General features: G+C 41.1%; 10 protein-coding genes. 5 read left to right on the plus strand and 5 right to left on the minus strand.

Going from position 1 to position 11,544, the window contains the following annotated elements; genetic code table 11:
• The first annotated feature begins 229 nt into the window (after nucleotides 1–229).
• The 3 genes from Q4567_RS14410 to Q4567_RS14420 all read left to right on the plus strand — a co-directional run bounded on the left by Q4567_RS14410 (nucleotide 230) and on the right by Q4567_RS14420 (nucleotide 3,521).
• Entirely contained in the window at nucleotides 230–1,729 is a 1,500-nt protein-coding gene (locus tag Q4567_RS14410) for an MFS transporter (protein ID WP_216047112.1), read from the plus strand.
• A 69-nt stretch (nucleotides 1,730–1,798) separates the two neighbouring features.
• Nucleotides 1,799–2,866, plus strand: coding sequence for a glycoside hydrolase family 43 protein (locus tag Q4567_RS14415; protein WP_303500841.1), 1,068 nt, complete (start codon nucleotides 1,799–1,801; stop codon nucleotides 2,864–2,866).
• Nucleotides 2,867–3,011: 145 nt separating this feature from the next.
• Nucleotides 3,012–3,521: an NUDIX domain-containing protein gene (locus tag Q4567_RS14420; protein WP_216047114.1), complete on the plus strand. Its 510-nt coding sequence runs from the start codon at nucleotides 3,012–3,014 to the stop codon at nucleotides 3,519–3,521.
• 19 nt (nucleotides 3,522–3,540) lie between these two features.
• Here Q4567_RS14420 and Q4567_RS14425 read toward each other — a convergent pair whose 3' ends face one another.
• Nucleotides 3,541–4,458, minus strand: a complete 918-nt coding sequence (locus tag Q4567_RS14425) for a LysR family transcriptional regulator (protein WP_303500842.1) — start codon at nucleotides 4,456–4,458, stop codon at nucleotides 3,541–3,543.
• A gap of 184 nt (nucleotides 4,459–4,642) precedes the next feature.
• Between Q4567_RS14425 and Q4567_RS14430 the strand changes: the two genes are divergently transcribed.
• Entirely contained in the window at nucleotides 4,643–5,644 is a 1,002-nt protein-coding gene (locus tag Q4567_RS14430) for an NAD(P)-dependent alcohol dehydrogenase (RefSeq protein WP_216047116.1), read from the plus strand.
• 91 nt (nucleotides 5,645–5,735) lie between these two features.
• On the opposite strand, the gene Q4567_RS14435 is transcribed toward Q4567_RS14430, so the two are convergent.
• Nucleotides 5,736–7,247 carry an Hsp70 family protein gene (locus tag Q4567_RS14435; RefSeq protein WP_303500843.1) on the minus strand — a complete coding sequence of 504 codons (1,512 nt, stop codon included), beginning with the start codon at nucleotides 7,245–7,247 and terminating at the stop codon, nucleotides 5,736–5,738.
• Nucleotides 7,248–7,353: 106 nt separating this feature from the next.
• On the minus strand, nucleotides 7,354–7,803 hold the full coding sequence (locus Q4567_RS14440) for a cupin domain-containing protein (protein WP_216047118.1): 450 nt from the start codon (nucleotides 7,801–7,803) through the stop codon (nucleotides 7,354–7,356).
• Between the two features lie 95 nt (nucleotides 7,804–7,898).
• Between Q4567_RS14440 and Q4567_RS14445 the strand changes: the two genes are divergently transcribed.
• Nucleotides 7,899–8,501 (plus strand): TetR/AcrR family transcriptional regulator, encoded by a 603-nt coding sequence (locus Q4567_RS14445; RefSeq protein WP_303500845.1) that lies wholly within the window; start codon nucleotides 7,899–7,901, stop codon nucleotides 8,499–8,501.
• On the opposite strand, the gene Q4567_RS14450 is transcribed toward Q4567_RS14445, so the two are convergent.
• Nucleotides 8,494–9,786 carry a Xaa-Pro peptidase family protein gene (locus Q4567_RS14450; RefSeq protein ID WP_216047119.1) on the minus strand — a complete coding sequence of 431 codons (1,293 nt, stop codon included), beginning with the start codon at nucleotides 9,784–9,786 and terminating at the stop codon, nucleotides 8,494–8,496. The two genes, Q4567_RS14445 and Q4567_RS14450, sit on opposite strands and share 8 nt — an antisense overlap.
• A gap of 130 nt (nucleotides 9,787–9,916) precedes the next feature.
• Nucleotides 9,917–11,347 carry a hypothetical protein gene (locus Q4567_RS14455; RefSeq protein WP_303476657.1) on the minus strand — a complete coding sequence of 477 codons (1,431 nt, stop codon included), beginning with the start codon at nucleotides 11,345–11,347 and terminating at the stop codon, nucleotides 9,917–9,919.
• Between the last annotated feature and the right edge of the window lie 197 nt (nucleotides 11,348–11,544).

An 11,544-nucleotide genomic window follows, 5' to 3' on the forward strand; every position in this document is an offset into this window, starting at 1 on the left:
TTACTTGCGCAAAATCAACTCATCGTTAACAACATTAAAAGTGCTAACCAAGCTCCCAGTGCTAATTTATCCAGACCTGTGAGCTTCCCACCTCATTTCTCTTTAACTTTTTAATTACATCTTTTACTTTTTTTAATCTCGCCTTAGTGTTTTAAGTTGTTCGCTAGATAGGTACTGATTTACCTGTTACTTTCCATAGTTAAGCGGTAACTAAAAGAATTATAAAAATATGAATAATATCGACCTAACAGAAGACTCGTTAAACAAAGCACCTATTGCTGACAAATTATCGGTAGTAGAGAAAGTTGGATACAGCCTAGGTGACTTAGCTGCCAATCTGATATTTCAAACTTTTGTTACCTTTATTGCTTTTTTCTATACCGACGTTTACAAAATTCCAGCACAAACAGCAACCATGATCATTTTCACTGGCGGCATGATTGGCGCATTTTTCAGTCCGGTTATGGGAATTATTGCCGATAGAACCCAAACCCGCTGGGGCCGTTATCGACCTTGGATATTATGGACATCCATCCCTTTTGGAACCTTAGCCTTATTGGCTTTTACAACTCCTGACTTTGCGCCCGAAGGTAAGGTGTTATATGCGTTTATTACCTACATCGCCTTAGTACTAGTCTATTCCGCTAATAACTTGCCTTATTCTGCACTAAGTGGCGTCATTACTGGCAACATGAAACAGCGCAATAGTATGTCAGCTTATCGCTTTGTTGCAGTTATGATCGCGCAATTTATTATTCAGGTTTTGTTACTGCCTTTAGTACTTATTCTTGGTGATGGTGACAAAGCGGTGGGATTTGAAAATACCATGATGATATTTTCAATTGTGGGAATCGTGTTTTTCCTCATCACCTTTATCACCACAAAAGAAAGGGTCATCACCAAAGTCGAACAAAAATCATCGATAAAACAAGACATTGTTGATCTATTAAAAAACAAACCTTGGGTGATTATGTTGATACTCACTATTCTTGTTTTTATTACCCTTGCCCTTAAAGGCGGCATGTATATCTATTATTTCCAAAATTATGTCGACGAAGCCCACCTTGCTCAATTTCACCAGAATATCGGTTTTAACAATCTCATTGCAGGGCTAAACAGCTTATTAACCAATGCCGGATTGGCTGAGTTCCAATGGCCTAAGGACACGGCAATATCAGGCAACAGTATTTTTAACGCCTGTGGCATCATTTTTATGATAATTGGAATTGGTTTTTCTAAGCCACTAGCAGACAGATTTGGCAAACGCGATGTATTTGGTTGTGCATTGTTTTTATCCACGTTGTTCGTGCTGTTTTTCTATTTTTACTCGCCAGAATCTATCGCCTTGATGTTTGGCTCGCAAATTTTTCATGGTTTTTTCTACGGCATTACCACCCCAATTTTATGGGCAATGATTGCCGATGTGGCCGATTACTCTGAATGGAAAAATAATCGTCGAGCTACGGCAATTGTCTTTTCAGCTATGTTATTTGGTCTCAAGGCTGGGCTGGCAATAGGCGGTTCGTTAGTGGCAGGCATCTTGGCCTATTATCACTACAACGCAGACTTGGTGGTACAAGCTCCAGACACAATTAATGGAATTAAAACTGCAGTGAGTATCTATGCCGCCATACCTTTCTTACTCGGCTGTGGATGCCTATTTTTCTATGAGATAAACAAGAAGATGGAACAGCGTATCGAAGCTGATCTCAAACTATCCCGAGGCTAGTCAAATAGCCGGTTCGGGGTCATTCAACATACAATCGAAAACGAATATGTATCGCTATTTGGAGCCTTCATGAGCAACCACAATGAGCAGCCTCTCAGTCCACTCGAAATTGAATTGAGTGACGCGCAGAGCAAACAGCAACAAGATTTGGCTCGCGCACAATCTTTACAGCCGAAACACCGACCATTAGTAGAGCATATTTATACCGCAGATCCTTCTGCCCATGTATTCGATGGTAAAATTTATATCTATCCCTCCCACGACATTCAAACCGACGCTGAGATAAATGATAACGGTGAACAATTTGCTATGCGGGACTACCATGTATTGTCGTTAGATAGCGATACCTTTGAGGCGACAGATCATGGTGTTGCCTTGAGTGTTGAGGATGTGCCTTGGGCTCAAATGCAAATGTGGGCACCTGATGCAACCAGAAAAAATGGGCGCTATTATTTTTATTTTCCGGCTCGTGCGTACGACGGTATTTTTCGTATTGGTGTTGCCGTTAGTGACAGTCCAACAGGCCCTTTCACGGCGCAAGATAATTACATTGAAGGCACATACAGTATCGACCCTGCGGTGTTTGCAGATGACGATGGTAGTTACTATTTGTATTGGGGAGGAATTTGGGGAGGACAACTACAAAACTGGCGAGATGGTCAATTCCATCCAAGGGATATCTACCCTGCCGATGATCAACCTGCTTACGCTCCGTTAGTCGCCAAATTATCTGACGACATGTTATCCCTTGCTGAATCGCCCAAGGATATACTTATTTATGATGAAAACGGCAAACTACTGCGCGCTGGCGATAACCAACGACGTTTTTTTGAAGCATCATGGTTACACAAACATAATCAGCAGTATTACTTTTCTTATTCAACAGGCGACACCCATAAAATAGTTTATGCCACCGGAAAGAGCCCTTACGGCCCATTTACTTATCAAGGGGTCATTCTCAACCCTGTATTGGGTTGGACCAATCATCACTCCATAGTGCAATACAACAACAAGTGGTTTTTGTTTTATCATGACAGTACCTTATCAGGCGGCCAAACCCATTTACGCTGTGTAAAAATGTCAGAATTAATACACGATAGTGAAGGTAAAATTCTACCATTACAGGCCTATGAATAAACCTCTCAACAACAAAACAGTCGGCTATCGCAAGTAAATAATGTTGATTCGAATATACAAACGAAACGGCGTATGAGTTCCACCTTGTCGCCACATTTTGTGTAAAATCGGCAATAAATACATTCAACAACGAAAAAGCCAGAACATGTTTAAACATTGCCCTCAATGTAAAAGTACCGAGATTAGTTTTGTAAGTCAGCGATACTGGAAATGTGCCAACTGTGACTTTGTTTATTTTCATAACACCGCCGGTGGCGTTGGCGCAATTATAAGTTGCCACAACGAGTTACTTTTTACAGTTCGTGCTAAGCATCCCTGTAAAGGAAAACTCGATCTACCGGGTGGTTTTGTGGATTTCCATGAAACTTTAGAACAAGCATTAAGTAGAGAATTAATGGAGGAGTTAAATGTATCTATTGCTCCGTCACAGTGGCAGTATTTATGCTCTTTTCCGAATCAATATCTTTATAAAAATATCAATTACAACACCATAGATAGCGCGTTTGTTTGTGAGCTAAACGAAAAACCGAAGATACACTTAGAAAAAACTGAAATACTGGAAGCTAAATGGATAGCAATAGAAGATGTTGATGTCAGTGCAATCGCATTCCCATCGTTAGCCAATGCTGTTGCTAAATTTATAAGTGCAAGCTAAAAGCGTATTTTTTCCTGTCTCATGAGCTCATAAATTCTAAATCAAACATGGATTTATGAGCTTCAATGTAACTTAGGAACTCGGCGAGCTTATTGGGTTTGTTAAAACCTTGTCGATAAACCATATAAATGGGTAAACTGGGACTTACCCATGCAGGCAAAACCTGCCGTAATTCACCAGACTTAATCCCATCACGAACTAAAAACCAAGGCAACTGAGCAATCCCTAAGTGATTTTTCACACAGTTTAAAACCGCTACAAAATCAGCACATTGAAATGCCACAGGAACGGATGCATATTCAGTTTTTTCACCATTTTGCAGTGTCCATGTGTTTTGTGTTGGTTCAAAAAATTGAACACTTCTACACGACGTTAAGTCTTTAACGGTTTTGATTGCATGGTGTTTAAGATAATTAGGCGAGGCTACTAATACTCTATTTGCTTTACCGATTTGCCGTTGAATCAGGTTTTCATCTTGATTCTTGCCCATCCGAAATGCCAAATCTAAGCCTTCCTTAAATAAATTTTCATATTCGTAAGAAAGTTTAAGGCTTAGGCTAACTTGAGGCCAATCTTTCAAAAAGTTAGGCAAAAGACTATTGCTTAATACCCTTCCCAAAGCCGGAGGTGCAGCTAAACTTAGCTTTCCTGACACACTACTATTCAGTGTTTTGATATCATTTAACAGATGATTTGAGTCTTCTAACAGCACCAGAGCGCGGCTATAAAGAATTTTCCCAGTTTCAGATAAACGCACAACGCGAGAAGAGCGCTCAAACACTTTACTGCCCAACTCCCCTTCGAGTTTAGCAATATCCTTACTCAACTTAGACTTGGTTACGTTAAGTATATTAGCCGCTTCGGTGTAACTCAGCGTTTCCGCAGTTACCACAAAATGTCGTAACAGTTTTAAATCGATTACCTGATTATTCGTCATTTAGATATCTTCAAAGCTTAATCAACTGATTTAGGAATTTTATTTTCGAAGATTTTACAACATTGTTTCCATATTGGAAACTCAGAGTTTCTTTTCAATGGATTGTCACTTCTTAATAAATCCATAAAATAGTCTCATCGATGCCGTTTACTAGGCAATAACCACTTAAATGCGAGGAATTAAAATGATTAAAGCGTATGCAGCTAATGCCGCTGGAGACAAATTAGAAAAGTTTGAATACGATCCAGGTCCTTTGAAGCACGATGACGTGGATATTACCGTTGAGTCTTGCGGTATCTGCCACAGTGACCTAAGCATGTTAGACAATGAGTGGGGCTTTACCCAATATCCTTTCGTTCCTGGACACGAAGTTGTTGGAATTATTAACGCTGTAGGTGAAAACGTTAGCTCATTGAAAGTAGGTCAACGGGTTGGTCTAGGTTGGCAATCAGGTTATTGCAATACTTGCAGAACCTGTCAGTCTGGCGACCATAACCTATGTTCATCGGCTGAACTGACATTAGGTGGTCGACATGGCGGATTTGCTGATCGTGTGCGCGCTCAAGCAAGTGCAGTTGTGGCGCTGCCAGATAATATTAATCCAAAAAGCGCCGGGCCATTGTTTTGTGGTGGCATCACGGTATTTAATCCTTTATTACAATTCGATATCAAACCAACAGACAAAGTTGCGGTGATAGGCATTGGTGGACTGGGTCATTTAGCTTTGCAATTTCTGAATGCTTGGGGATGCGAAGTGACAGCCTTTACTCGCAATACTAAAGAACAAGACGAGCTAATAAAACTGGGCGCACACAAAGTGCTCAATAGCAGTTCACAAAAAGAGTTAAAAGCAGCAGCAGGCAGCTTTGACTTAATTATATCGACGGTAAATGTAAAACTTGACTGGAATGCTTATGTGGCAACGCTAGCGCCAAAGGGTCGTTTGCATTTTGTTGGAGCGACAACAGAACCACTAGATTTAAGCTTGTTCCCATTAATGGCCGGTCAGCGCTCAGTATCTTCATCGCCAGTTGGAAGCCCAGCGACAATCAAAACGATGTTAGATTTTGCAGCCCTGCATAAAGTTGAGCCAATAACTGAATATTTCCCATTCGACCAAGTCAATGAGGCCCTTGACAGATTACGCAATGGTAAACCTCATTACCGCATCGTATTGCAGCACTAATAGCAACCTTGATACCTTGGGTTAATCTACCGCCACGACAAAGTTGTGGTGGTAGATTGCTCAATATTCTAAATAAACACGCATTACTCAATTAATTAGTTTGCGCTAATTTACTGGCTTGTATTGCCAGCCCCTCACAGACTGAATTAAAAGCATCCCCTTCCATCACGGGCAGGTGAGGTAACATCACTTCTTGCAGTTCTTTTCTGACAATCGGTGACAAACTCATACCGCCTGTAATAAACAACATTTCAGGGGGCTCACTGCTATTGTCTAAACACTGAGTGACTAAACGTTTCACTCTGCGCATCCAAGTTTGCATCGAGCGATTCAAGTCAGTCAGAGTAATATTAACATCGTAATCTGGCTCAATGTAATGCAGTGGCAGAGTCACTTCATCTTTAGAAGATAGCAATTCTTTTGCTAAACGCGAGGAGTTGACAAGTCTAGCTGATAATTTTTGTTCTTGTACTATCAACAACCTTTCCAACAATCTCGGATCTTTGGTAATAGACATGGTTTGTGCGATTTCTAACCCATAATCTTCAGAGAAAAACCGATTAAGTTTCGCAATGTCATCAACGGCACACATATCTGAAAAATAGGTAGGCGGTATAGGTAATCCGCTTTGGGTTAACAAATCCTGCCCCATGGTCGGTGCAATGGATTTTACAATGAGGTTTTTGTCACACTCCATTCCTCCCAAGCGCGTACCTGTCACCGCAAGTACGTCTTGTTGACGGTCTAGGTTCGTGCGTTTTTGAGGGGATAATTTAATGCAACACACATCGGTCGTCCCACCGCCAATATCCACCACCAGCACATTGGTTGGTTTATCTAGGGTTCGTTCAATTTGATATGCCGCGGCAATGGGCTCTTCGAGAAATTCAACTTGATTAAAGCCTGCTTTTTGCGCCGCTTGGGTCATAATTTCAATGGCTTGATTGTTTCCAGCGTCGCCTCGAGTACCGTGAAACTTAACAGGTCTTCCAATAACCGCTGTATCCACAGAAGTTTGTAATTGTTTTTCAGCACTTAGGCGAAAGAATTCCAATTGTTTCGCTATAATGCCGACGAATGCTTGCTGCTGACCGGCAATCAAGGTGGCTCCCAAAAAGTTCTTGGGTGAATAAATAAGACGCCCCTTTTCCGGCATTTTTAAATAACGTTTAAAACCCTCTTCACCGAATGCGAATTTGCCTGTTTCAACGAGTTGCTGTAAGGATAAATCTTGCACGGTCATGTCTTTCAGCAACAGTTGAATAGCCTTACGCTGCAGTGCTGGCAAGTTGTGTAATTCGCCCCGCAAGTCATCTATTTTTTCACTATAGATCCGCTGCTCTCTTGGATCTGCAGCTTCATAGTAGCTTTGCTTGGCTTTTTCAATCTGGTCATTTACCGCACGTTTAATTTGCGCGACTTTTGCTTCAATAATTCCAATGGGTGGCAAGGGTAAATCGTCTTCATAATAAATAAAGACTGAGGATCGAATCTTATTAGCTGCATCAAGATCAGGGTCAAGTTTGATAAATTGGTGTTTCTTACCATCAAAAAAAACTACCTCGGAATTTGAGGTGCCATAATCTATACCAATCGCTGCCATTTGAGTCCAACACTAGTGAAAAATAAAGTCGCGGATTGTAATGTAAAATGCGTTATTGTTCATCTATTGTTTGTCACTTAAACGTTATCCAAATACAGAGATTTATTTAACCCCCTTCAACAAAGGTGACCTTATGGCGCTCACCAATGTCTGGCATTTTGTACAGATCATCAGGCATGGTTTTTACGCGATCGTTAATTTCCTGAAAGAACGAATGGGAATGACTGGGAGATTCAAACGTAATGAGCAACCCTTCTTCATCTGATAAACCAGTAAATCCATGCACGTGATTAGCCGGAACCAAGGCATAGTCACCAGGATTCATTCGCGTGATTGTGTCACCTAAACGCAGTTCAACTCGCCCTTGTAAAACATAGAAGCTTTCGTCCCAAGGATGTGAATGAGGAGGCGCGCCTAGCCCTTTAGGGACGGTATTGAGCATACTGGAGTAACGGCCGTTAGTTTCTTCAGCGGTGCATAAAAACTTTAGTCTCATCCCTAGAACAGCTAACCAGTTTTCGTCACTCGCATGTTTAATTATAGATCTCGACTCCATCTGATATGCTCCTATTTTAGATATTAGCCAGTACAAACTTTAATCAGTATAAATATTAGACAGATGTCAGTACCTATGTCAAGATTACATTATAAATGACAAACCACTTAGATCCGATGACGACTTTGCAGCAAAAAAAAATGGAATTTACCCGTAACCTAATCTTGGACGCGGCATGTGACTTAACACATGAACTAGATGTTGATGAAATTAGTTTTAAGAAAGTTGCTCAACATGCAAATATTTCTGAGCGCACAATATTTAGATACTTTGAGAGTCGAGATACTTTTTTAAATGAACTCACAGCACTGCTTTATCAGCAATTGGCGTTGCCCATGTTGCCAGCAACAATAAATCAGCTGCCCGACTACATTTCGCATTTTTATACTAAACTGGACAGCCAACCTAGACAGGTTCTGGTTTTGTTAAAAGGTGAGATTTTTCAACGTATTTTGTCAACCACGGCAAAACAACGACTGACTGAATTAACCCAGCTGCTAACTGAAGCTTATCCCCATGCTGCGGAACAAGAAATTGTCAGGACTGCCGCCAATATTCGCTATAACTTAAGCGCATCTAGCTGGCGTTATTATCGCGTGTATTTTGAATTTGATCTAAAGACTTGTATTGAATGTACGCAGATGCTGGTTGCTCAATCCCTCCAGCATCTGCATAAAGTGAACCTTGATACTAATTAGATTTAATCAATATAAGTTCTTGTTGCACAGGAATTAAATACTCAGCTCCGTCTTTGGTAATTTGTACCATTTCCTCAACCGATATGGTTTTAGGTTGACCATCGTCTAATGACCAGCTATAAAATCCATCAAAAGCAAAGGTCATGCCTTCAGCTAAGGTTCGTAAAGAAGCGGGTCGCACGCTGACAGCCCTTGAACCACCCAGGTTAGGTCCAGTGTCGTGGGCAACATATCCCACTGGATGCCCGGTACTCCACATCAATGGTATAGAACCGGTGGCTTCCATCACTTTGCGCTGTGCGGTATCTACATCAATCCCTCTAACACCAGGTTTCATTGCAGTAAACGCGGCATTTTGTCCTTGTTTAGCATTTTTCCAATAGCGTTGTATATCAGCTGGCGCAGCACTTTCACCGTCTTTTAATACATAAGCAAAGCGTTGAATGTCAGTTACCCAGCGATCGTAAACACGAATACCAAAATCAGTTTGAATCACATCTCCAGGCTGAATAATTTTGTCGGTTGGGTGGGAGTGTCCACGATCTGAACCTGAATTGATATTCGGATTTTGCGCTGCCGCCCAACCGTCTGTTACACCCGCTTCTCGCATTTTCATTTTAAGAAAACGAGCAACATCGGCATCGGTGGTGACCCCAGGTATAACTTGCTGATAAGCCTCAACCTGCCATTGCGCAGTCAACACTGCAGCCTTGCGCATAATATCAATTTCCGCTGGTAGCTTGATGGACAACCATTGATAAATGACCTCTTCAGCTGAGGTTAAACGTTGCGTAAACTTCGCGCCTAAAGCTTTGGTTAATTGTTGATACTGGGTGAAACTTATTCCATCGGCTTGAGCATTTTTAGTCGACATATTAATTGCGATATTGGCAAAGTTCTTTTCGATAATAAAATTCGCAGCGGTTTGAATGGCCGATCCACTTCGTTCCACTGAAACCACTTCATCCAATAAATTGACATCTTTGAGGGCGGTAGATTCACCCGCCGGCGAGAACGCCATTGAATGGAATTGATTCTTGTGGTTATAGAATAAAAACACTGCAGTTTGACCCGCATTCTCACAACCCACATGGTCAGCCAGCGGGTCATTGTTATTCTCTCGACAAATCACCAACCAAGCATCAACCTCTGCTTTTGCCAGTGCTGATGGCAGCAATGTGGCAATTCGCTGTTTACGGATCTCTGGCCACGGAGATGGGTCTGAAAATTGAGCAAATGCAAAAAACGGCAACCACAATACAAATAACACACTAATTAATTTCACTTTTTTATTATTCCTTTTGGTTCAATTAGTTGTGACAAAATTAACCTGCAGAAGCATAAATATAATGACTGAACTATGCAACCAGCATCACGTATATTGGAAATTTTCAAACAAGAGTAGATCCTCTGTGTCATTTGTCAGCTAAGGTTGCTTGATTATCATTAACTAACCCTGCCTGTTGCAAAGACTCCGCGAGTAAATCAATAAATGCAGGGACATCAAAATACGAGGTATGTATTAACTCCTGCCAATTGATACTATCACTCAATTCGGTGCGAATATCTGGTGTGGCATCGGCATTTTCAGACATGCCTAACACTAAGCGCACTTTATGTAGGGTTTTAATCGCATTTTTCTCGCTGTGCTGACGTAACGGATCTGCAATTGAATCACCAAGAAAATCACACTTGTGCTCAAATTCAGGAGGGTGCGAACTGATTGCATGGACATCTTCTTTCAATAAATCATCACCCCATGCGCGTTTCTGAATGGATGCCCAAACAATTTTGTTCAGTATATAAGCCAAAGGGCGACCAAATAAGTGGGCGAATACACTCAATAGTTTGGTAAGAATCCATGTTATGGGAATCCAAATAAGCAAAATTTCAAATGCAATTGAAAAAGTAATACCGCCAATACTAAAACCTTCAGAGCCATCCTCAGATGTGAGAAAATAATTGAGCATGTCACCGCTATTAAAAGCCAAATCAAAAGCAAAGATCAAACCAATCAAAATAACTAACCCAAATTGAAAGCTGGCAACAACGGGGAGTAGAAATGTACTTGGAATAATCGGTGCACTTATATTTTGCACGTTACTAAGTGCGCTAATCGCTTCGTCTTCTTTATGCCACAATCCACACCACAAATTACTGTACAGCGCTTCTACTCGTTTCTTCTGTTTTTTCGTAAACCAACTTTTTCTCCGACGTTCATATAACCACAGGCAAGCATAAGTAATCACTCCATAAAGTGTCATTGCATGACCTAGCGTTACTATATTTTGGTTAACTTCAGTTTTAAATAACGCCATAAGCATGATCCAGAACCCCAACACCAAAGACACAATACCCGTTGTGTAAATAGTTAATCCTATGCTTCTAAGGCGTTGAAATAGAAACGTATTTGGTCTGTAATCTAGAAAAGGAGTGCCAACGGTACACCACACTTTAAGCCGTTTAAAAGGGGTTTTATTGTCAACTGATTTCAACAAGGCATTATAAATAACCGAGCCCCCATGACTATGTCCAATTAGATAGTAATCTTGCTCAGCTTCGTCATAGGATGCTAACTGTTTTGCTAGTGCAGAGCCTGCATCTCGCCTTTTATCTTCGCTGTTAGGACCATTTTCCCATTGAAACGGTACTATTTCGACTTGATTAGGATCCAGGTCTAGTCGTTTTTGTAATTCGTCCATAAACACACTGCCAAGTTGCCACCACTTATCTCCTGAGCTAGTGATATCGCCCGCTCCAGTGCCATGGACAGTTACGAGCTTAATAGGTATGTGGTTGTGAAGTAACTCTCCACCGCTCTCTTTTGGGTTGTTTTTATTAAACACAAATCCATCCTTAATTCACTTCCATTAGCGACGACTAGCCACGAGGCTCATGCCAAATTGTATTATTTTCACTCTAAAACTAGCAGCTTTATACAAATTAGTCAGCTACATCCTCTGGGAATAGAGCCCCCTCCTTATCAAGACACCCATGTTAATGTCAGCGTCCGTTATTGAGACACCCATAGCAATTACATAGA

Source organism: Aliiglaciecola sp. 2_MG-2023, from assembly GCF_030548145.1.
Taxonomy (GTDB): domain Bacteria; phylum Pseudomonadota; class Gammaproteobacteria; order Enterobacterales; family Alteromonadaceae; genus Aliiglaciecola; species Aliiglaciecola lipolytica_A.